The organism is Streptomyces sp. NPDC087215, from assembly GCF_044744885.1.
Classification (GTDB): domain Bacteria; phylum Actinomycetota; class Actinomycetes; order Streptomycetales; family Streptomycetaceae; genus Streptomyces.
Window position 1 is genome coordinate 209,132 of record NZ_JBIUZD010000007.1, and the last position, 20,967, is coordinate 230,098.

The window sequence follows — 20,967 nt, forward strand, 5'->3', positions numbered from 1 at the left end:
GGTTGAACTCGGCTGATGGGTTGCGACGGGCAGAGGAAGGTGCGAAAGATCGTGTCGACAAATCTGAAAAGGGTTCTCGGGATCGCCTTGGCTGTGGCGGGTGTGGTGCTCATCGCCGCTTTCCCGGACACGAAATTCATCTGGTTCGAAGGAAGGCCGTTCGGTATTGCGCTTGTCCTCTTCGGAGGGCTTGAATTCGCGGAGAGTTATCGACGCGGAAAGCCTCGGCGGTTCGTCGATGAATTGCGTGGAGACTTCGGCCTGAAGTCCTCGGAGGAGCGTCGGCGTGACGACGACCACCGCCGAAGGGACGACTACCGGCGTGACGACGACCACCGGCGGCGCGACGACTACCGACGCGACGACGAGGACCGGCGGCGCGACGACTACCGACGCGACGACGAGGACCGGCGAAGGGACGGCCGTCGGCGTGACGACGAGGACCGGCGGCGCGAGGACGACCGCCGACGCGAGGACGACCGGCGGTGGGACGAGGACGCCAAACGGCGCTGGGACTCGCCCGACGACTGACCACAGCAACGCAGCAAGGGAGCAAACGTGACATCGATGTCCCGGCTCGACCAGGGCGCCGCGGCGAAGGCCCGGCAGGCCCATCTGTTCCTGGTCGCCACCGGCACCCTCTCCACCGCGCACCTGCCGTTCTGGCTGAACTGGCTGTCGGTGAACCGCCCCCACTACAAGGTGACGGTGGGGCTGACCGACTCGGCGGAGCACTTCGTCAGTGCGTCGGCCCTCACCGCGATGACCGGGACACCCGTCGTCCGCAACACCTGGGACACCGCGGACGGCCGGCGGGAGCCGGTGCACACCCGGATCGCGGCCGACTACGACGGCATCCTGGTCTACCCCGCCAGCGTCGCCTTCTTGTCGGGCCTGGCATCGGGCGCCGGGACCTCTCCCTTCTTCCTCGCCGCGCTCGGCACCAGCGCTCCCGTCGTCATCGCCCCGACCTTCCCGCCGGGGGTCGCACGGAATCCGATCATCATCGACGTGCTGGACCGCCTCGACGCCGTCCCCCACTACCACCTCGTCGAACCCCGCAAGGGCACCAGCCGTTCCACCGGCGCCGAGACCGATGTGACCGCCCCCCTCTGGGACGCGATAGCCGCCTTCGAGGCGGCCACCACCGAGCCGTCCGCCACCGGGGCGCCGGACACCGAGACCGCGCAGACCGCCGCGGCCGTACCTGTCGACGCCTGAGGAGGCCGGGCATGGAGCACTTCTTCTACACCTTCGCCGATCCCGACTCCTACGACGACATCGCCCGCTGGAAGGCCGACCCCGCCGACGCCAGGTTCCGCTCGACGCGGCGAGGGCTGGTGCCGGTCGTCCACACCGAGGGCTGGCAGTACTCCCAGCACGGCATCTGGACCGTCTGCCGACCCGGCGGCGAACCCGTCACCGGCCAGGGCTGGAAGATCCACATCGCGGTCACGCCCGACTCCTTCGAGGCACTGCGGGAGAAGGTCTCGGCCTTCTGCACGGCACGTGGCGTCCCCTTCAAGTTCCTGGCCCGGTACGAGTACGCGTGGCTGATCAACGCCAAGTACGCGCCCCGACAGGTCTCCGGCAAGGGCTTCGTCCTCTACCCGGCCGACGAGGAGCGGTCCCTCCTCCTCGCCGGTGAACTGGTCGGCCTGCTCGCCGACGCGGAGGGCCCCCGCATCCTGTCCGACCTCCAGGTCGACCGGAGCGTCGTCCACGTCCGGTACGGCGCCTACACCCGCCAGTACTGCCGCAGCGACGCGGGCAAGCCGGTCCTCGCCCTGGAGGACCCCGACGGGCGCCGCGTCCCCGACCGCAGGTCCGTGCCGTTCAAGGCCCCCTCGTTCGTACGGATCCCGGACGCGTTCAGACCCGCGCCGCCCGTCGCCGACGGCCCGGTCCCGCCGTACCGCATCGACAAGACGCTGCACTTCTCCAACGGCGGTGGTGTCTACCTCGCCACCGACCTCGGCACCGGTCGGCAGCTGGTGCTCAAGGAGGCCCGGCCGTTCGCCGGCTACGACCTGGTGGGAGGCGACTCGGTCGTCCGGGCCGCCAAGGAGTACCAGGCGATGCGGACCCTCGCCGGACTGCCCGGGATCCCCGAGGCGTACGACCAGTTCAGCTGGCAGTCGCACCTCTTCACCGCGATGGAGTACGTCGACGGGACCACCCTCCAGGAATGGTGCGCCGCCCGGGTCCCCTTCCTCGTCCGTCCCGAGCCCTTCGAGCCGCCGACGCCCGAGGACATCGGCGCCTACCACCGCGACGTCGAGGAGATCCTGACGAAGGTCCGCCGCGCGATGGAGGCGATCTGGGACCGCGGCCATGTCTTCGGGGACCTGCACTCCGGCAACGTGATGGTCACGCCCGGCCTCGACGTCAAGCTCATCGACCTGGAGACGTGCCTGCCGGAGGACGCCCCCCGGCCCTTCCCCGGCGCCCCCGGCTTCACCGACCCGGCCAGGACCGGGCGAGCCGCGGACGAATACGCCCTGGCGATGCTGGAACTCTCCTGCTACATGCCCCTCACCCACCTGATCCGCATGGACGGCACCAAGCTGCGCCAGCTGCTGGAGACCTGCCGGACCTGGTACGGCCTGCCGCGGGCGTGGGCCGACCGGCTGCTGCGTGCCGCACGCCGCCCGGACACCGTCACCGACGGCCCGCTGACGGTCGCCTCCAGCCATCTCGACGACGCGCTCGGCTTCGAGACCTGGGCGTCGCAGATCGTGACCGGCCTCCGGGCCACCAGTAGCCACGACCGCACCGACCGCCTCTTCCGCAGCGACTTCACGGGGTTCTCCCTCTCCCCGGTCTCCCTCGCCACCGGTGCCGCCGGAGTGCTGTGGTCGCTCCTCGGAACCCGCGGCCTCGACGTGCCCGACCTCATCGACGAGGTGGCCGACTGGACCGCCGCTCGGGGCAGGGCGTCGGCGACCCGACTCGAATGCGGCCTGTACGACAGCGAACTGGGCGCCGGTTACGCCCTGTGGAAGGCCGGACAGCACGACCACGCCCGCTCCCTGGTGGACTCCGCCCTGGCGAAGGACCGTGACGGCATCGGACTGAGCGTCTTCAGCGGCCTCGCCGGAATCCACCTGGCCGCCTCCGAGATGGCGTCGGGCGTCGATCCGCTGGTGCCCGAAGGCCTCGCGGAAGAGCTCGGCGCCGAACTCACCGAGCGTGCGAAGACCTACCTCGACCGCCTTGCCGGCACCGACGAGCCCGACGTGTCGCACTACGGCCTGATGCACGGTGTCGCCGGCATCGCCCTCGCCGTCCACCGCCACGGCCTGCGCGCCGGGGACACCGCCGCCGTCGACCTCGCGCGGGACCTACTGGAGTTCGAGCTCTCCGGATACGTGCGGTGCGCGGACGGCTCCCTGCAGTTCAACGAGGCCGGGCGCCGTAGCCTCGGGTATCTGGAGGTCGGCTCCTGCGGTGCCGCTCTCGTCCTCTCCGAGCTCACCCGCCACGGGGGATGGGTCTCCGCACGGGCCTCGATCGAGGACCTGGTCCGGGCGACCGGGCCCGAACTCATGGTGCAGAGCGGCCTGTTCCGCGGCCGTGCCGGTTTCGTCGCGGCCCTGGCCACGCTCGCCCGGGACGGGGTCGCCGAAGAGCGCGCCCGCGCGCTCGTCCACCGGCACACCCAGCAGCTGGGCGTGCACGAGATCCGGCCGCGCGAAGGCGAGCTGCACTTCCCCGGATCGCGCAACTTCAAGCTGTCGAGCGACCTGCGGACGGGCAGCGCGGGCGTCCTCACCGGCATCGCGTTCGCCTCCGGCCGCCGGGACAACTGGCTTCCCGGGGTCTTCTAGTGGATGTACTCGGCCGTATCGTTCCGCTGGCCCTGATGGACACCCTGAGCGTGTCCACCCTGGCCATCCCGGTCTGGTTCCTGCTCACTCCCCGTGGGCTGCGGATGGCGAACGTCTTCGGCTACCTGCTGAGCGTCGCCGCCGGCTATCTGCTGCTGGGTCTGGCGATGCTGAGCGCGCTCTCCGCCGTACGCGAGCCCCTGCGGTCAGCGCTCGACTCACCCGCCGGGGACATGGCGACGGCGGCTTGCGGGGTGGTGCTGATCCTCATCGGCGCCTGGTACGGCCTGTTGCGCCGGGAGAAGGAGGGACAGGGGCGCCTCACGGCCTGGAGGGAGGCGGCGGTCGGCTCCTCGGCCACGTCCCGCGGCCTGATCGTCGTGGCGCTGACGGCCATCGCGCTGGAAGTCGTCACGATGTTCCCGTACCTGGCGGCGATCGACGCTCTCGGAGGGTCCGGTCTCCCCTGGGCCGTCCAGGCCGCGATGCTCGCGCTGTACTGCCTGGTCATGATCGCCCCTGCGGTGCTGATGGCGATCGGCCGGGCCGTCTCCCGCAGGGCGGTGCAGCCCACCCTGCGCAGGATCGATCACTGGCTCAGGGTCAACGCCCGGGAGAACACCGCCTGGCTGTTCGCGCTGGTGGGCTTTCTGCTCCTGTCGGGCACCAGCGCCTACGAGAAGGCCATGGACCTCCTCACCGGGTAGACCCGTCCCGCCCCCATTCTCCGAACACGTGACCGGGTGCTTCCGTACGCAACGACCACCCCGGTACCAGGGAAGGAAGAGCGACCTTGCGCAAGCCGCGACACACCATCAGCCGGGGGCCGTCATGAGCCGCTCCGCCGTCCTGGTCGGCCTCGGTGCCGCCGTGCCCCCGCGCGCGGTGGACAACGCCGAGCTGGAGCGGCAGCTCGGCCTCGACGACCACTGGATCCGCTCCCGGACGGGAATCAACCGGCGGCACTGGGCCGACCCCGGCACCGCCACGGGCGATCTCGCGGTGGCCGCGGCCCGGAGGGCCCTGGACTCCGCCGGAGGCGGCGGCGCCGACATGCTCGTCCTCGCCACCAGCACCCCCGACCACCCGATGCCGGCCACGGCCCCGTACGTCGCCGCGCGCCTCGGCCTCGGGCCCGTCGCCGCCTTCGACGTGTCGGTCGCCTGTGCCGGTTTCGTCTACGGCCTCGCCTCGGCCGCCGGTGCCATCGCGGCGGGCATCGCCGAGCGTGTCCTGGTCGTCGGTGCCGACATCTGGTCCACCCGGCTCGACCTCAAGGACCGCAGCACCGCGATCATCTTCGGCGACGGAGCGGGCGCGGCCGTCCTGCGGGCCGGTGACCCCTCCGAACCCGGTGCGCTCGTCGGCTTCGACCTCGGCGGCGACGGTGCGCTCAAGGACCTGGCACTGGTCCCCGGCGGAGGTTCCCGGCAACGGTCCGCCCCGGAGGGCACCAGCGAGGCGGACGACCACCTGACCATGCGAGGCAAGGAGACCTTCACCCACGCGGTGCACCGCATGGGGGAGTCCTCGGCCCAGTTGCTGGAGAAGATCGGCTGGTCCGCCGCCGAGGTCGACCGGGTCGCGGGGCACCAGGCCAACATCCGGATCCTCCACACCGTCGCCGACGTCCTCGGGGTGGACCGGGACCGGGTGCTCATCCATCTCGACCGGGTGGGCAACACCTCCGCCGCCTCCATCCCCCTCGCCCTCACCGACGCGACGGTCCACGGCCGCCTCGCCCCGGGGCACCGCGTCCTCATGACGTCCTTCGGCGGCGGCCTCAGCTGGGGCTCCGCCGCCCTGACCTGGCCCTCTCTCCAGGTGTCCGAGGTCCTCCATGCCGAACCCGCCGCGCACTCCGACGAGAAGGGCACCACAGCATGACCGCCGACGCACTCACGGAACAGCTTGTCACCCTCTTCACCGACCGGCTCGACGTCAAGGGGGACGTCACCGCCCAGACCCCGTTCACGGAGCTCGAACTGGACTCCCTCGTGATGCTCGAGTTCTCGGTGATCCTCGAACAGCACTGTGGTGTCGACATACCCGAGGGGGACCTCCTCGACGCCGGGGACATCGCCGGTGTCGCCACCCTGATCCTCGCGCGGCAGGGTTCCGGCAACTGAGAATCGGAGGCGCCGCCATGGAGACGGCCATTTCCGCGGAGGGTCTCCGCAAGCGCTACGGCGACCACCAGGCGCTGAGCCGGGTCGACCTCGCCGTGCCCACGGGCACCGTGTTCGCCGTGCTCGGCCCCAACGGCGCGGGCAAGACCACCACCGTGCGGATCCTCAGCACCCTGCTGGAGCCGGACGGCGGACGCGCCACCGTGGCGGGTCACGACCTGGCCACCCAGGCCCGCGAAGTGCGCCGCAGCATCGGCCTGGCCGGTCAGTACGCGTCCGTCGACGAACGGCTCACCGGACGCGAGAACCTCCGGCTGATCGGGGTGCTGCTGCACCTCGGGCGGCGCGGGGCGAAGGCCAGAGCCGACGAACTGCTGGAGCGGTTCGGGCTGGTGGAGGCCGCCGACCGGCCGGCGCGGACGTACTCGGGCGGGATGCGCCGCCGTCTCGACCTCGCCGCGAGTCTGGTCGGGCGGCCGTCGGTGCTCTTTCTCGACGAGCCGACGACCGGTCTCGACCTCAGCGGACGGCGGACGCTCTGGCAGATGGTCCGGGACCAGGTGGCCGAGGGGGTGACCGTCCTGCTGACCACCCAGTACCTGGAGGAGGCCGATCAACTGGCCGACCGCGTCGCGGTCATCGACCGGGGCACCGTCATCGCCGAGGGAAGCCCGGACCAGCTCAAGCGGGAGGTCGGCGGTGAGCGCCTCGAAGTCTCGGTGACCTCCCTCGCCGACCTCGCGCCCGTGGCCCGCACGCTGGCCGGCCTCGTCCCCGGGAAGCCCGTGACGGACCCCGTGAACCGGACCGTGTCCGTACCGCTGACCGGCGGTGTGAGGACGATCGCCGCGGCCGCGAGCGGTCTCGAAGCGCTCGGGATCGAACCGCGGGACTTCGCCGTACGCAGGTCCACGCTCGACGACGTGTTCCTCGCCCTGACCGGACGGCAGGACGAACCCGAGGGGGAGCGGGTGGCGGCGGTCACCGTTCCCGGAGGAAGGCAGCCGGCATGATCGGGGCAGTCAGCGAATCGTTCGCCCTCGTCGGACGCAGGGTCCGGCACATCCGCCGGATGCCGGAACACCTCCTCGGCGTCACCGTGATGCCGGTGGCGTCCGTCCTCGTCCTCGGCTGTCTCTTCGGCAGCGCGATGCGGGCACCCGGCCAGGGCGGCTACCAGGAATACATCATGGTCGGCATCTTCGCGCAGGTGATGCTCACCAACATCACCACGACCGGCGTCGGCATCGTCAGCGACCTCGACAACGGTCTGGTGGACCGGTTCCGTGTCCTCCCCATCTCCGGCTCCTCCGTCCTGGTGGGACGGACCGTCGCGGACGGGCTGCTGGTCGCCTGGAGCTGTACGGTGATGACCCTTGTCGGATACGCCATCGGCTGGCGCGCCCACAACGGCCCGCTCCGGACACTGGCCGGATTCGGACTGCTGCTCCTGCTCGGCTTCGCGATGTCCTGGCTCGGCGCACTGCTGGGACTCGTGCTGCGCAACGTGGAGACGGTCAGCGCGGTGTCCGGTGTCGTCATGATGCCCCTCGTGTTCCTGTCCAACGCGTTCGTGCCGTTGGACGGGCTGCCGGGCTGGGTGCGGGTCCTCGCCGAGTGGAACCCGGTCAGCGCGATCGTCTCGGCCAGCCGGGACCTGTTCGGGAACGACCGCGGCCCGACCAGCGGGGCGTTCCCCGCCGAGCACCCCCTTCCCACGGCCCTGCTGGTCCTGGTGCTCCTGCTGGCCGTGGTCGTTCCGCTGGCCCGACGCGCGTACCGGAAGGCGGCCGCACAGCGCTGAGGAGCTTCCCCGCCGTCCGCCGGAAGCCCCCGGGACGCCCCGGTGCCGGACGCGCGGCCGACCCACCCGCCCACCGGCGGGAAGGGGGTCCAGCACGTCGAGAGGATCAGCGGGCCCGGCGTCCCAGGTGCCGCCTGCCCCGCTGTGGGGCAACCACAAGTGGAACTCCGGAGGCTCCCCGGCCGTGGTCACGAACAAGGCCGTCGACCCGAACCCGCCGTACGTCAAGGAGGCCCGGCGGCTGCTCAGTCGTATCGGCGCCGAGCCGCCCGCCCGTGCGTGCCGGACAGCGGCCTGCCGGGCCGCCTCTGGTGAAGCGGTGCCGGACGGGGGAGACCGACACCGACCGCGGACCACCGGGCGTCCGGCGCGACGAGACCACCTGAAAGAACCCCTGCTCGGCGGTCGAACTGCGGGGAACGCCTGGAAAAGCGGCCGTACTCCGAAAGGATGGGGGCGGCCGGTCCGGGTGGTGGGCGGCCGGGGTCGACAGGGGGTGCGGTGTCGTGGTGCAGCGGTCTTCGGCGGGGCGTCGGGCAGTCGCGGTGGTGGGGGTGGGGGCGGCCGGGGCCATGGTCGCGGTGCAGCTCTGTGAGGCCGCGGCGCGGCGGGGGAGCGCGCTGGAGCTGCTGCTGATCGACCCGGGGCCCGAGGCCGGGCGGGGGGCGGCGTACGCGACGGGGGACCCCCGGCACCGGCTGAACGTGCCCGCAGGGAACATGAGCTGCTACCCCGACGACCCCGGGCACTTCGTCCGGTGGCTGTGCCGTCACGGTTCGCCCGAGGTCTCGGCCTCGGACTTCGTCGAACGTCAGCGGTACGGGGCGTACCTCGCCGACACGCTCGGCCGGGCCGTCATCGCCGCGCACGGCACCGTCGCCGTCCGCAGGCTCAGGACCCGGGCCACCGGCTGCCGGTGGCAGGGCCGTACCGCGCGGATCGAACTGGCCGACGGCGGTGCGGTGGACGCGGACTGCGTGGTGCTGGCCACCGGGCCCGGCCCGGTCGCCGCCCCGCACTGGGCACCGGCCGGACTGCGCCGCAGCGGCCGGTTCGTCACCGACCCCTGGGCGCCCGGGGCGCTGGACGCGGTCCTCGCCGAGGGCGGCACGCGGGACGTGCTCCTGGTCGGCACCGGACTGACCTCGGTGGACATCGCCCTCTCCCTGGACCGCCCCGGCCGTACCGTGCACGCCGTCTCGCGCGGCGGACGGCTGCCGCAGTCGCACGCCCTGACCCCGCTGCCCGCCACGGCCTGCGAGGACCATCTGGACGGACTCCCGCTGGTGGGACTGAGGGCCGCGATCCGGCGGCACGTCGGCCGGGTCCTCGCCGCCCAGGGGGACTGGCGCCCCGCGGTGGACGGGCTGCGTCCGCTCACCGCGCGCCTGTGGGGAGCCCTGTCGGAGGAGGACCGGGCCGCGTTCGTGGAGCAGGACAGCGCGCTGTGGAACGTGCACCGGCACCGGATGCCCCCGGCGACGGCGGAGGCCGTGTCGCGGATGCGCCGGACCCGGCGGCTGCGGCCCCGCGCCGGAAGGGTCCTCGACGCCCGCCCCGGCCCGGACGGGTCGCTGACCGTCGTCCTCGCCCCGCCCGAGGGCCGGGAGACCCGGGAGCTGACGGTCGGCTGGGTCGTCAACTGCACGGGTGCGTACGCGCCGGTCAAGGACACCGCCGATCCGCTGTGGCGCGGGCTGCTCGACGACGGCGGGGCCGTGCCCGGCCCGCTCGGCATGGGCGTGGGCACCGACCGGGGGCGGTTGCGGGGCGCGGACGGACGGGCCGGGCGGCCGGTGTGGACGCTCGGCGCGCCGCGCCGCGGCGAGCTGTGGGAGACCACCGCCGTCCCGGAGATCCGCGGACAGGCGGCGGCCGTCGCCGACGCGGTCCTCGGCCACCTCGCCGGACCCGCCCCGGCGGCGGCGCCCGTACGCCGACCGCCCCGCGACACCTCGGGGTTCCCGCTCAGCACCCATGACGCCGCCGCCGCGGTCTACCGCTCGGGGACGGAGCGGCTGCTGACGCCCCGGGCCGGGGCGGTGCACGCGTTCCGCCGGGCCGCGGTGCTCGACCCCGGATTCGCCCTCGCCCATGCCGCGCTCGCCCTGACCGGCCACGAGGCCGGGGCCGGGGCCGGTGTGGACGTCGCCCGCGCCCTCGCCGACGCCCGGCGGGCGGTGGCGGAACGGGGGAGCGCGCACGAGCGGTCCTGGGTCGAGGCGGTCGCGCACCATGTCCGGGGCACCGGCGCCGACCAGGCCCTGGTGCGCCATCTGGACGCCCACCCCGGGGACCTGACGGCGCTCGCCACCGCCGTGCCCGGCGTCACCTCCTCCGGCCTGTCCGGTCTCGACGGCACGACCGCCCGCCGACTGGCGGAGCAGGCGTACGCGGCCCGTCCGGGGCACTGGTTCCCGGCCTCGGTACTGGCCCTCGTACGGCAGGAGGAGGGCAGGTACGAGGAGGCGGAGGCGCTGGCCGGGAAGGCCCTGGCGGCGGAGCCCGCGTCGGGGCACGCCGTCCACGCGCTCGCCCACGTCGACTACGAGCGCGGCCGTCACCGGGCGGGCCTGGAGCGGCTCGACCGGTGGCTGGCCGACCGTCAGGGGCCCGCCGACGCCCATCGCGCCCACCTCGCCTGGCACGCGGCCCTGCACGAACTGGCCCTCGGCGACGGGGCCTCGGCCCGGCGCCGGTGGGAGGCGGAGCTGTCGCCCGCCGAGGTGCGGGGGCCCCGGGCCCTGGTGGACTCCTGCACGCTGCTGTGGCGGGTCAGGCTCACCGGTGGCCGGTACGGCGGTACGGAGGTCCACGAGGTCCTGGACGTGATCGACCGGAACCTGCTGGAGCGCCCGGACACCGCCTTCACCGCGATGCACGCCGCGTTCGCCCTCGCCGCAGCCGTCGATCCGCCGGGGCTGCGGCGGCTGCGGGCCCACGCGCTGCGCGCGGGCCGGGTGCCGCGGGAGGTGGTGGCCCCGCTGTGCGAGGCCCTGGAGCACTTCGCCGAGGAGCGGTGGGGCGAGGCGGCGACCGGTCTCGGCCGGGTCCTTCCCTCGCTGGGCCGGGCCGGTGGCAGTGCGGCCCAGCGGGAGGTGGCCGAGGAGGCCCTGTTGTACGCGCTGGTCGCGGCGGGCCGCCCCGAGGAGGCCAGGACCCGTCTGGAGGAGCGCCTGAGCCGGAGGCCCTCCCCGCACGACCGCACCCGCGCGAACGCGCTGCCGCGCGGGGAGCGGGGGAATCCCTGACGCGGCCACCCTTCCCGTACGTCCGCCCTTCCCGTACGGCCGCCCCTCCCGTACGGCTGTCGCTGTCGCCGGTGCCTCGGCCGCCGCAGGCTGCCCGGTGGCCCGGTGGCCCGGTGGCCCGGTGGCCCGGTGGCCCGGTGGCCCGGTGGCCCGGTGGCCCGGTGGCCCGGTGGCTCCGGGCCCGTCTCGGCGTCTTCGCACGGCTCATGCAGGTCGCGCTGGAGTCCCGCGACCGGACCGGCGGCCTCGTCCTTGACCGGATCGCCGTCGAACGGCCCGATCGCCGAGGCGCCCGGCGGCGGGAGGCGGCCGTGCGTTCCCCGGCCGACCGAGGCGAACAGGGCCTGGAAAGCGCGCACATGACGGACGGTCATGTGCGCTGGGCCGCGTCCCGGCCGGGCCGACCGACACGGCTTCCTGCCGCTGGCGTCGGCCCCGGACCGTCTGGACGGCCTTGGGTCGCTGCCCGGCGACATCACCGTCCGCCTGCGCACCGGCTACGACTCCGGCAGGACTCGCGCCCCGCTCGACGAGCGCGGCCTGCGGGGCCGGATCGCGCACAGGGGTGAGAAGGCGCCCGTCCGGGCAAGCCGATTCCCTCCCTCGCCCGCCATGACCCCACCCCCGTCCGCACGACTCCTTCGTCAGCGAGGGGCCGGAAGGGCGAACCGCACGTCGGTGAGTCGTTCCGACAGTTCCCACAGACGGCGGCCGGTCCGGGAGTCGGCTGCCGCGGTGGACGACCGCACGCGCGTCGGGCCGCCTCGCAGCTCGCCGAAGCCGTCCGGCCCGATGAACTCGCCGCCCTTCACGTCCGGGGCGGTGGCCGCGTACAGCTGGGGCAGCGCGCCCTGTTCCGGGGACTGGGCGAGCGGGACGAGGACGCGGCCGAACAGCACCTTCACCATGCCGACCGGCGCGCTCGTCTGGAGGTTGGTGGAGGCGTAGCCGGGGTGGGCGAGCAGGCTGCGCACCGGGCTGTCGGCCGCGGTCAGCCTCCGGTGGAGTTCCTGTCCGAAGACGGCATTGGCGAACTTCGACCGGTTGTAGAACTTCATGGGCGCGTACGTGCGCTCGCCGGACAGGTCGTCGAAGTGGAGGTGTCCCTGCCGGTGGTTGGTCGAACTCACCGTGACCACGCGGGGGTCGTCGCCGTGGGTCAGCGGGTCGAGCAGCAGACCGGTGAGCGCGAAGTGGCCCAGGTGGTTGCAGGCGAACTGCAGTTCGTGGCCCTGGGCGCTCAGTGAGCGGGGCGGCGCCATCACACCGGCGTTGTTGACGAGCACGTCCAGCCGCGGATGATCCGCGCGCAGCCGATCGGCGAAAGCCCGGACGGAATCGAGATCGGCCAGGTCGAGGCGCCGCACCTCAAGGGCGGCGCCGGGCTGTTCGGCGGTGATCCCTGCGGCGGCCAGGTGGCCCTTCGCCTCGTCGCGTACCGCCATGATCACGTGCCCGCCCCTGCGGGCGAGTGCCCGGGCGGTCGCCAGGCCGAGGCCGCTGTTGGCTCCGGTGACGACACACACCCGGTCGGTCTGGTCCGGGAGGTGATCGGCGGTCCAGCGTCGCTTCTTCGTCATGCGGCACACGTTGCCGCTCATGGCACTCGGTGTCAAGAAGTTACCGAGTGCCATGGATGGCATCGCGATAGGATCGCCCGGTGAGCCCCCGTCCCGAAGTCACCATGGCCCAGCGCAAACGCCAGCTCGTCTCCGACGAGCTGAGCGAAGCGGCGCTGCAACTACTGGCGCTGAAGGGGTTCGACGCGGTCACCATCGACGAGATCGCGGCCACCGCCGGTGTGTCCAAGCGGACGTTCTTCCGGTACTTCGCCTCCAAGGAGGACGTGGTCGTCCAGTTCCTGGTCGACATGGGCACCGGTATGCGCGCGGCGCTGGCGTCCCGCCCCGGCGGGGAGCGGCCTTCCGTGGCCCTGCGGCACGCCGTCTGGGTCTCCATGGCCGCCTGCGCCGACCATTCCGACAGGGCGCTGCGCGTGGTGCGGCTGATTCTGCGCACCCCGGCTCTGCGCGCACGCTTCCTGGAGCGCCAGGACCAGTGGCGCGACGACCTGGCGGCGGAGTTGGCGCAGCGCCTGGGGCTCGACCCCGACACCGACCTGTACCCCCGGCTGGCCGCCGGGACGGCGCTCACCGCCTTCGACGCCGTCCTGCGTCGGTGGAGCGGCAGCGACGGTACGGAGGACCCCGCCGAACTGACCCGCAGGGCCTTCGCCACGATCGCCCCGGCGCTGGACTCCGTCGGGTGAGCTGTCTCGCACCCGGCGCCATGCCGCCGGGTGTCAGGAGTCCGGCCCCGTCCGGCCTCCGGCGGCACCCGCGTCGGTGATGCCGGAACCCCGACGCTCCGGGGCGGCGCCCTCGGAGCCCCCGTGTGCCGGTACGTCCGCCGCCGTGACGGGTCCGTCCGCTCGACGTCCTCCCTCCTGACCGGTGGGCCCTCGCGGGCGCCGGGCATCGAGCCCTCCCGGGCCCCGGGAAGCCCCGGCGTCGCCGGGCGGTCCGGCCCCTCCGGGGCGAGACCTCCGGCACCGCGATCCCCCTGAGGCCGGGGCCCCGGCGCCGGACTTCCCGGTCGCGGGGCCCGGTGACCGGGAAGTCCGACGCCTCGGGATCGCCCCGCGCCCGCGCCCCCCTCGGCGCCGTAGCCGCCCTCCAGTGGCGTAGGCCACCGCCCTCCCCGGAGTCGGCGTGCCCGCCAACCCCTCACTCCGCCCCCGGTGGCACCCCCCTCCGTTCCCCCCTCCGTTCCCCCCTCCGTTCCCCCCTCCGTTCCCCCCCTCGAAGTCCCTCCCCGCCCGGCCCTTCGGCTTGTTCGCACTCCGATCAGGAGTGCTAATCAAGGGCCCCTGGGGCAACGGCAGTTACCTACGTATCGTTTTTGAAGGTAACCGCTACGGAGGAGGAAACCCCAGATGAGCCCCATCGCCCCGCGCCACTACTTCGAGACCCAGCTCCAGCTCACCGAGGACCCGCTGCTGGTCGCGGCCCGTCTCGCGGACTCCGGGCTGCACGAGTCCTACGTCGTCTACGAGAACGGCGGCAGCTGGTCCTACGCGGGCGGCGTGCGCGCCGAACTGACGCTCGACCGCACCGGTGCCCGGCTGACCCAGGAGGACGGCACGGACGCCTTCCGCCCCTGGGACGGGCAGCCCCTGCGCCTGGTCTCCGACCTCCTCGGCACCGTCGCCGTGCCGTACTGGCGGGCCTACGGCTGGGCGACCTTCGAACTGTCCTACGCCAAGAGCGGTGACCTCGACCGGATCGGCGACGGCCGCCTCATGCACCTCATCGTGCCGCGCGCCGAGGTCCGCTTCGAGGCCGGGCACGCCCTGCTGCGCGCCGCCGACCAGGCCACCCTCGACGCCCTCCTCACCACCGTCGCCAGCACCGCGCCGACCGCCGCAGGGCAGCCCCGCCCGCTGGACGTGCACGCCACCGGCGGCAACCAGTACCGCGAGGCGGTACGTCAGGCCGTCGCGGAGATCAACGCGGGCGAACTGCACAAGGTCATCCTGTCCCGGGTCGTCGAGGTCGACGACGAGGTCGATCTGACCGGCACCTACGTCGCCGGGCGCCGGGGCAACAACCCGGCCCGCTCCTTCATGCTCAACCTGGGCGGCACCGAGGCCATCGGCTTCAGCCCGGAGATCGTCGTCCAGGTCTCCGAGGACGGCCGGGTCGTCAGCCAGCCGCTGGCCGGCACCCGCGCCCTCACCGGCGACCTGCTCACCGACGAGGGCCTGCGCGCCGACCTGTTCGGCTCCCCCAAGGAGGTCTACGAGCACGCGATCTCCGTCAAGGTCGGAGCGGACGAACTGGTCGACGTCTGCGTCGAGGGATCGGTCGAGGTCCCCGAGTTCATGGCGATCCGCGAGCGCGGCAGCGTGCAGCACCTCGCCTCCCGGGTGGCCGGACGGCTCGCCCCTGGCCGCGAGGCGTGGGACGCCTTCGGCGCGGTCTTCCCCGCCGTCACCGCCTCCGGAGTGCCGAAGTCGGCGGCGTACGACTCCATACTCCGCCACGAGCCCGAGTCCCGCGGCCTCTACAGCGGCGCGGTCCTCACCGTCGACCACGTCGGCTCCATGGACGCGGCCCTGGTCCTGCGCAGCGCCTACCGCAAGGACGGCCGCACCTGGCTGCGGGCCGGTGCCGGCATCGTCGGACACTCCACTCCCGAGCGCGAGTTCGAGGAGACCTGCGAGAAGCTCGACAGCGTCGCCCGGTTCCTCGTGCCCGCGGGCGCGGGCGGCACCCGATGAGGGTCACCGGCGAGGTGCACCTCGCCGGGCTCGGCAGCTGGCTGCCCGACGAGGTCACCACCGCCGACGCCGTCGCCGACGGCCGGTACGGGGAGGCGGACCGGAAGGCCTCCGGGATGCTGGCGGTCCGGGTGGCCGAGGACCTCCCCGCCCCCGACATGGCGGTACGGGCCGCCCGCACCGCGCTGAGACGGGCCGCCCGCACCGGGCTCACCGCCGACGACTTCGGGGCGCTGCTGCACTGCGCCACCTACCACCAGGGACCCGACGGCTGGTCCGCGCCCCACTACGTCCTGCACCGCACCCTGGACCGGCCCATCGGGGCGGCCCAGGTGGGACCGGGCTGCCTGGGGATGCTGACGGCCCTGGAGATGGCCGCCCACCGGCTCGCCGCCGACGACGGCAAGGACGCCGTCCTGCTCACCGCGGCGGACAACTTCTCCCCCTCCCTGGTGGACCGCTGGAACTCCTCCCGGCTGTTCCTCCTCGCCGACGGCGGTGCCGCCGCCGTGGTCTCCCGGCGGGGCGGCTTCGCCCGGCTGCTGTCGGTCGGATCGGTCTCCGCCCCCGTGATGGAGGAGCTCCACCGGGGCGGGGAGGAACTCTTCCCGCCCGGCATCACCGTCGGCCGGTCGCTCAACTTCGAGGAGCGCAGCGACTACTGGCGAAGCCGGTGGGCCCAGGGCGCGGCGCCGCCGAAGGTGCACCTGGGCGACGTGGTCGCCGACGCCGTCGACCGGGTCCTGGCGGAGGCGGACACCGGCCTGGAGAAGGTGGCCCGGATCTGCCACACCGGCTACTCCGAAGGCGCCCTCCACACCATCTACCTCGACCCGCTGGACGTCGACGCGGCCGACGGGACCTGGGAGTTCACCCGGAGCATCGGGCACATCGGAGCCGCCGACCCGTTCATCGGGCTCGAACGGCTCTGGACCCGGGGCGAGGTCGGACCCGGGGACCGCGTGCTGCTGCTCGCGGCGGGCCCCGGCATGGAGGTCGCCTGCGCCGTCGTGGAGATCACCGAGCCCTATCTGCCCGCCACCGCACGACCGGAGGAAGACCTGTGATGCTCGAAGGATGCACCCCCTGGCCGGCCGCGACGGCCGAGCGCTACCGCCGGGAGGGACTGTGGGACGGCACCGACCTGGGCTCGCTGCCGCGCGTCTGGGCCGGGCGGTACGGCGACGCCACCGCGCTCGTGGCGGGCGAGGAGCGCGTCTCCTACGCCGAGTTCGCCGACCGGGTGGACCGCAGGGCCGCCGGGTTCGTCCGGCAGGGAGTGCTGCCGGGGGACCGGCTCGTCCTCCAGCTGCCCAACGTCCCCGAGTTCGTGGAGGTGGCGTTCGCCCTCTTCCGGGCCGGAGCGAAGCCGGTGTTCTCGCTGACCTCGCACCGGGCGAACGAGATCCGGCACCTGTGCGCGCTGTCGGGCGCCTCCGGCTATGTCGTCCCCGGTGTCTTCCGGGGCTTCGACCACACCGCCCTGGCCCTGGAGACGGCCGCCGGACTGCCCGCCCTGCGCAGGATATTCGCCCAGGGCGAGACCGGCTCGCCCGCCGTGGTCCCGCTGGAGGCCGTCGACGCGGAACCGCTGGAACTGCCCGCCAACGACCCCTCCGACGTGGCCTTCTTCCTGCTCTCCGGCGGCACGACCGCACTGCCCAAACTCATCCCGCGCACCCACGACGACTACGCCTACCAGACCCGTACGGTCGCCGCGCTCGCCGGACTGACCACCGATGACGTCTATCTGGCCGCGCTGCCGGTGGAGTTCAACTTCACCTGGGGCTGCCCCGGAGTGGTCGGCACGCTCTCCGCCGGAGGGACCGTCGTCCTCGCCCCGGACCCCACCGCCGACGACTGCTTCCGGCTGATCGAGCGGGAACGCGTCACCCTGACCTCGGTGGTGCCCACCGTGGCACGGCTCTGGCTCGACGAACGGGAGTGGTCCGACGCCGACCTGTCCAGCCTCAAGGTGCTCCAGATCGGCGGGGCACGGCTCGAACCGGAACTCGCGGCCCGCGTCGGCCCCGAACTGGGCTGCCGCCTCCAGCAGGTGTTCGGCATGGCCGAGGGGCTCCTCACGATGTCCCGCCCCGACGACGAACCGGACAGCGTCCTGCACACCCAGGGGTGGCCGGTCTCGCCCGCCGACGAGCTGAAGATCGTCGACGAGCGCGGCGCGGAGGTCCCGCCCGGGGTCACCGGAGAACTGCTCACCCGGGGGCCGTACACCCTGCGCGGCTACTACCGGGCCCCCGAGCACAACGCCAGGGCCTTCACCGAGGACGGCTTCTACCGCACCGGCGACCTGGCCAGTCTCACCGAGGACGGCAGGCTCGTGGTCCGGGGGCGGCTCAAGGACGTCGTCATCCGGGGCGGCGACAAGATCGCGGCCGGTGAGGTGGAGGCCCATCTGCTCACCGTCCCGGGCATCGCGGCGGCGGCGGTGGTACCGGTGCCGGACGAGTTCCTCGGCGAGCGGATCTACGCCTTCCTGGTCGCCCGCGCGGACCGCGAGGAGACCGGAGCGGGCGCGGAACGGCCCTCCCTGCCGGAACTCAAGGCCGCGCTGCACGCCCGTGGCCTCGCCGACTACAAACTGCCGGACCGCGCCGAGTTCGTACCGGACCTGCCGCTGACCCCGCTCGGGAAGATCGACAAGAAGGTGCTCGCGGCGGCGGCGGCGGACCCCGCGCTGCCGCGCGGCTGGAAGTCCGCCGAGCCGCCCGCCGGACAGCCCACCGGGGCCCCCGCCGGACAGCCCACCGGGGCCGCCGCCGGTCCGTCGGCCGAACCGTCCGCCGGGTCGCCGCAGGCCGCGCTGTCCGGTGCCGCACCCGATCCCGTCCCCGTCCCTTCCGTCCCCGTCCCTTCCGTCCCCGTCCCTTCCGCCTCCGCCTCCGCCTCCGCCTCCGCCTCCGCCTCCGTCCCGTCCACCCCCTTCCCTTCCCCCTCCGTCCCGTCCACCCCTCTCCCTCCCGTCTCCGTCCCGTCCTCACCGAAGAGGTGAACCACCATGGCCGCCACACGTGCCGCCCGTACCGCACCGCGCACCGCGCCGCTCTCCACTGCCGAACTCCGCCAGGAGGTCGCCACCGTGCTCGGCGCCGACCCCCGCGCCCTCACCGGTGACGCCCATCTCGTCCACCTGGGCCTGGGTTCCCTGGAGATGATGCGCCTGGTCACCCGCTGGCGTCGGCAGGGCCTGCCCGCCGAGTTCGCCGAACTCGCCGCCGCCCCCACCCTCGACGACTGGCACCACCACCTCACCGCCGCCTGGAACGCCCGCACCGAGGAGGTGGCCTGATGGACGCCCTGCTGGTCAAGGGCGGCTGCCTCTACCCCGCCGACGCCACCGACCGGGTCGTCCCCGACGGCGCCGTCCTCATCCAGGACGGCGTGGTGACGGCCATCGGCCCGACCGGCGAGGTCGAGGCCGGAATCGCACCGGGACAGCACGAGTCCCTGCGGACGATCGACGCCCGCGGCCGGATGATCCTGCCCGGCTTCGTCAACCCGCACTGGCACGAGATGTTCGCGATGCGCTTCCCCTTCAAGGGCGCGCTGCGCGAGGCCTCGGACCGCGACGACAAGCCGGTGTTCATGGCGCTCGGCGGCGACGTCCCGCAGATCTCCGTGATCTTCGACTCCTTCCACGGCCAGGTCGACCGGCTCACCCCCGACGAGGCCCTCGCCATCGCCCGCTACTCGATGTGGACCCAACTGCGCTCGGGCGTCACCGCGCTCGGCGACGTCGGCTCCCTCAACAAACCGGAGGCCCTCGCCCGCGCCGCCCGCGACCTCGGGATGCGCCTCACCGTGAGCACCTGGGCCTCGGACGCCGTGTGCGCCCCCGGGGACACCCGCTTCCGCCGCACCCGCGACGCGGACGACGAACTCCAGCGGATCGAGAAGCTGCTGATCGACTGCGCGGCCGACCCCCAGGGTCTGGTCCGGGCCTGGCCGACCGCCGTGTACGGAACCAACATGACCGACGAACTCGGCTACGGATTCGCCGAGTTGGTGGCCCGCTTCGACGTCCCGTTCGCCGCGCACGTCGGTGCGCTGCGCAACGAGGCCGAGGTGATGCTCGCCTACCACGGATCGACCCCGGTCCGCCGGTTCGCCGACCTCGGTCTGCTGTCCGATCGGTTCATGGCCGTGCACTGCGCCTTCGCCGACGCGGGCGAACGGGCCCTGCTGATCGGCGCGGGCGCGCACATCAGCCACTCGCCGGCCAAGTACGGACCGGCCGGGGAGGCGTCGCTGACGGAGACCCGGCTCTTCCCGGAGTTCCGGCGCGCCGGACTCGACGTGTCGCTCTCCACCGACGGCGCCGCCATGCCGATCGGCGGGATGGCCGAGGCGATGCGCTCGGTGTGGCAGGTCTACAACGAGATGTACGCCGACCCGACCGAGGTGCTGCCCACCGACGCGCTGGCGATGGCCACCCGCATCCCGGCCCGGGGGCTCGACCAGGGCGACCGGATCGGCAGCCTGGAGCCGGGCAAGCAGGGCGATCTGCTCCTTGTCAGGGCCGACGACTGGCGCTACCTCCTCAACCCGCGCCCGCTGGAGGGCTTCCTCTCCCTGGGCGGCTCCATGGACGTGGACACCGTGGTCGTCGCGGGCCGGGTCCTGATCGACGAGGGCCGGTCCACCCGGCTGGACGAAGAGGCCCTGGAGGCCGAGTACCTGGAGGCCCTCGGCTCCTTCACCGTCCGCTGCCTCGGTGTGGACGCCGACGCGGTGGCCGCGCGGCTGCGGCTGCGCACCGAGACGCTCGCGGACCGCAGGCTGGCCCGAGCCCGTACGGCATCCCTCTCCACCGACCGGAAGGAACGGCGATGAGCGTGAAGACGGCCCTGGTCACCGGCGCGGCGGGCGGGATCGGGGCGGCGGTCGCACGGGCCCTGGCCGCCGAGGGCGCCCGGGTCGCGCTGCTCGACGCCGACCCGATCGCCCTGGAACCGCTGGTGAAGGAGCTGCGGACGGCGGGCGCGGTGGTCCTCGCCCTGGGCGTGGACGTGCGCTCCAGCGGGGAGGTGGACGCCGCGGTCGACCGCACGGAACGCGAACTGGGGCCGCTCGACCACCTGGTGAACGCCGCCGGGGTCCTGCGCACCGGCGAGGTCGCGGGCTTCAGCGACGAGGACTGGGACTTCACCTTCGCGGTCAACGCCACCGGGGTCTTCCACGTCAGCCGGGCGGTCGCCAACCGGATGGTGCCGCGCCGGTCCGGGGCGATCGTCACGGTCGCCTCGAACGCGGCGGGCATCCCGCGCTGGAACATGGCGGCCTACGCGGCCTCCAAGGCCGCCGCCACCAGCTTCACCAAGACGCTGGGGCTCGAACTGGCCAGGTTCGGCATCCGCTGCAACGTGGTCGCGCCCGGCTCCACCGAGACGCCGATGCTCACCTCGATGTACGGGGACGGCGACGCGGCCCGGCCGTCCGTGGAGGGCTCGCCCGGCACGTACCGGCTGGGCATCCCGCTCGGCCGGCTGGCCCAGCCCGAGGACATCGCGCACGCGGTCCTCTTCCTGCTCTCCGACCGGGCCGCGCACATCACCCTGCACGGTCTGACGGTGGACGGGGGCGCCGCGCTCGGCGTCTGAACAGCGCCCCTTGTCCACCACCCCCACCCTCCCCGCATACGCACACAGGC

At 73.4% G+C, this 20,967-nt stretch carries 17 protein-coding genes and 1 pseudogene; 17 read left to right on the top strand and 1 reads right to left on the bottom strand.

Annotated elements, in window-relative coordinates:
* Positions 1–51 precede the first annotated feature (51 nt).
* From ACIO92_RS20415 to ACIO92_RS20460, 10 genes and pseudogenes are all read left to right on the top strand, one after another.
* Complete coding sequence (locus tag ACIO92_RS20415; RefSeq protein ID WP_366441215.1) at positions 52–531, top strand: hypothetical protein; 480 nt, start codon at positions 52–54, stop codon at positions 529–531.
* Between the two features lie 36 nt (positions 532–567).
* Positions 568–1,221 carry a flavoprotein gene (locus tag ACIO92_RS20420; protein ID WP_366441420.1) on the top strand — a complete coding sequence of 218 codons (654 nt, stop codon included), beginning with the start codon at positions 568–570 and terminating at the stop codon, positions 1,219–1,221.
* A gap of 11 nt (positions 1,222–1,232) precedes the next feature.
* A complete protein-coding gene (gene lanKC / locus ACIO92_RS20425) occupies positions 1,233–3,830 on the top strand; it encodes a class III lanthionine synthetase LanKC (RefSeq protein ID WP_366441216.1) in 2,598 nt (865 codons plus the stop codon).
* On the top strand, positions 3,830–4,537 hold the full coding sequence (locus ACIO92_RS20430; protein ID WP_402282584.1) for a GAP family protein: 708 nt from the start codon (positions 3,830–3,832) through the stop codon (positions 4,535–4,537). Before lanKC ends, ACIO92_RS20430 begins: the two co-directional genes overlap by 1 nt.
* Before the next feature lie 124 nt (positions 4,538–4,661).
* The gene (locus tag ACIO92_RS20435) at positions 4,662–5,717 is read left to right on the top strand and encodes a beta-ketoacyl-ACP synthase 3 (RefSeq protein ID WP_366441218.1); all 1,056 of its coding nucleotides are present in this window, start codon (positions 4,662–4,664) and stop codon (positions 5,715–5,717) included.
* On the top strand, positions 5,714–5,959 hold the full coding sequence (locus ACIO92_RS20440; RefSeq protein ID WP_366441219.1) for an acyl carrier protein: 246 nt from the start codon (positions 5,714–5,716) through the stop codon (positions 5,957–5,959). The genes ACIO92_RS20435 and ACIO92_RS20440 overlap by 4 nt, the downstream gene beginning before the upstream one ends.
* Positions 5,960–5,976: 17 nt before the next feature.
* The gene (locus tag ACIO92_RS20445) at positions 5,977–6,972 is read left to right on the top strand and encodes an ATP-binding cassette domain-containing protein (protein WP_366441220.1); all 996 of its coding nucleotides are present in this window, start codon (positions 5,977–5,979) and stop codon (positions 6,970–6,972) included.
* Positions 6,969–7,763, top strand: a complete 795-nt coding sequence (locus tag ACIO92_RS20450) for an ABC transporter permease (protein ID WP_402058044.1) — start codon at positions 6,969–6,971, stop codon at positions 7,761–7,763. The genes ACIO92_RS20445 and ACIO92_RS20450 overlap by 4 nt, the downstream gene beginning before the upstream one ends.
* A gap of 554 nt (positions 7,764–8,317) precedes the next feature.
* A complete protein-coding gene (locus ACIO92_RS20455; RefSeq protein ID WP_402596755.1) occupies positions 8,318–11,014 on the top strand; it encodes an FAD/NAD(P)-binding protein in 2,697 nt (898 codons plus the stop codon).
* A gap of 182 nt (positions 11,015–11,196) precedes the next feature.
* Positions 11,197–11,605, top strand: a pseudogene (locus ACIO92_RS20460) (IS5/IS1182 family transposase); the annotation flags it as partial.
* Between the two features lie 53 nt (positions 11,606–11,658).
* Here the strand turns inward: ACIO92_RS20460 and ACIO92_RS20465 are convergent.
* Positions 11,659–12,594: an oxidoreductase gene (locus ACIO92_RS20465; RefSeq protein WP_366441222.1), complete on the bottom strand. Its 936-nt coding sequence runs from the start codon at positions 12,592–12,594 to the stop codon at positions 11,659–11,661.
* 104 nt (positions 12,595–12,698) lie between these two features.
* On the opposite strand from ACIO92_RS20465, the gene ACIO92_RS20470 reads away from it, so the two are divergent.
* The 7 genes from ACIO92_RS20470 (at position 12,699) to ACIO92_RS20500 (ending at position 20,917) form a co-directional block, all read left to right on the top strand.
* The gene (locus tag ACIO92_RS20470; protein WP_366441422.1) at positions 12,699–13,283 is read left to right on the top strand and encodes a TetR family transcriptional regulator; all 585 of its coding nucleotides are present in this window, start codon (positions 12,699–12,701) and stop codon (positions 13,281–13,283) included.
* A 666-nt stretch (positions 13,284–13,949) separates the two neighbouring features.
* Complete coding sequence (locus ACIO92_RS20475; protein ID WP_366441223.1) at positions 13,950–15,296, top strand: salicylate synthase; 1,347 nt, start codon at positions 13,950–13,952, stop codon at positions 15,294–15,296.
* Positions 15,293–16,363: a ketoacyl-ACP synthase III family protein gene (locus ACIO92_RS20480; protein WP_366441224.1), complete on the top strand. Its 1,071-nt coding sequence runs from the start codon at positions 15,293–15,295 to the stop codon at positions 16,361–16,363. The genes ACIO92_RS20475 and ACIO92_RS20480 overlap by 4 nt, the downstream gene beginning before the upstream one ends.
* On the top strand, positions 16,363–18,309 hold the full coding sequence (locus ACIO92_RS20485; protein ID WP_402282699.1) for an AMP-binding protein: 1,947 nt from the start codon (positions 16,363–16,365) through the stop codon (positions 18,307–18,309). The genes ACIO92_RS20480 and ACIO92_RS20485 overlap by 1 nt, the downstream gene beginning before the upstream one ends.
* 6 nt (positions 18,310–18,315) lie before the next feature.
* A complete protein-coding gene (locus ACIO92_RS20490) occupies positions 18,316–18,606 on the top strand; it encodes a phosphopantetheine-binding protein (protein WP_366441226.1) in 291 nt (96 codons plus the stop codon).
* Positions 18,606–20,150 carry an amidohydrolase family protein gene (locus ACIO92_RS20495; protein WP_366441227.1) on the top strand — a complete coding sequence of 515 codons (1,545 nt, stop codon included), beginning with the start codon at positions 18,606–18,608 and terminating at the stop codon, positions 20,148–20,150. Before ACIO92_RS20490 ends, ACIO92_RS20495 begins: the two co-directional genes overlap by 1 nt.
* Positions 20,147–20,917, top strand: coding sequence for a 2,3-dihydro-2,3-dihydroxybenzoate dehydrogenase (locus ACIO92_RS20500; protein ID WP_402282578.1), 771 nt, complete (start codon positions 20,147–20,149; stop codon positions 20,915–20,917). Before ACIO92_RS20495 ends, ACIO92_RS20500 begins: the two co-directional genes overlap by 4 nt.
* The last annotated feature ends 50 nt before the right edge of the window (positions 20,918–20,967 follow it).

Bases quoted from the DNA above. Each gene is read 5' to 3' on its own strand.
- ACIO92_RS20465 (WP_366441222.1), bottom strand. From the start codon at position 12,594: ATGACGAAGAAGCGACGCTGGACCGCCGATCACCTCCCGGACCAGACC.
- ACIO92_RS20440 (WP_366441219.1), top strand. From the start codon at position 5,714: ATGACCGCCGACGCACTCACGGAACAGCTTGTCACCCTCTTCACCGAC.
- ACIO92_RS20450 (WP_402058044.1), top strand. From the start codon at position 6,969: ATGATCGGGGCAGTCAGCGAATCGTTCGCCCTCGTCGGACGCAGGGTC.
- ACIO92_RS20490 (WP_366441226.1), top strand. From the start codon at position 18,316: ATGGCCGCCACACGTGCCGCCCGTACCGCACCGCGCACCGCGCCGCTC.
- lanKC (WP_366441216.1), top strand. From the start codon at position 1,233: ATGGAGCACTTCTTCTACACCTTCGCCGATCCCGACTCCTACGACGAC.
- ACIO92_RS20445 (WP_366441220.1), top strand. From the start codon at position 5,977: ATGGAGACGGCCATTTCCGCGGAGGGTCTCCGCAAGCGCTACGGCGAC.
- ACIO92_RS20475 (WP_366441223.1), top strand. From the start codon at position 13,950: ATGAGCCCCATCGCCCCGCGCCACTACTTCGAGACCCAGCTCCAGCTC.
- ACIO92_RS20485 (WP_402282699.1), top strand. From the start codon at position 16,363: ATGCTCGAAGGATGCACCCCCTGGCCGGCCGCGACGGCCGAGCGCTAC.
- ACIO92_RS20470 (WP_366441422.1), top strand. From the start codon at position 12,699: ATGGCCCAGCGCAAACGCCAGCTCGTCTCCGACGAGCTGAGCGAAGCG.
- ACIO92_RS20435 (WP_366441218.1), top strand. From the start codon at position 4,662: ATGAGCCGCTCCGCCGTCCTGGTCGGCCTCGGTGCCGCCGTGCCCCCG.
- ACIO92_RS20495 (WP_366441227.1), top strand. From the start codon at position 18,606: ATGGACGCCCTGCTGGTCAAGGGCGGCTGCCTCTACCCCGCCGACGCC.
- ACIO92_RS20420 (WP_366441420.1), top strand. From the start codon at position 568: ATGTCCCGGCTCGACCAGGGCGCCGCGGCGAAGGCCCGGCAGGCCCAT.
- ACIO92_RS20500 (WP_402282578.1), top strand. From the start codon at position 20,147: ATGAGCGTGAAGACGGCCCTGGTCACCGGCGCGGCGGGCGGGATCGGG.
- ACIO92_RS20480 (WP_366441224.1), top strand. From the start codon at position 15,293: ATGAGGGTCACCGGCGAGGTGCACCTCGCCGGGCTCGGCAGCTGGCTG.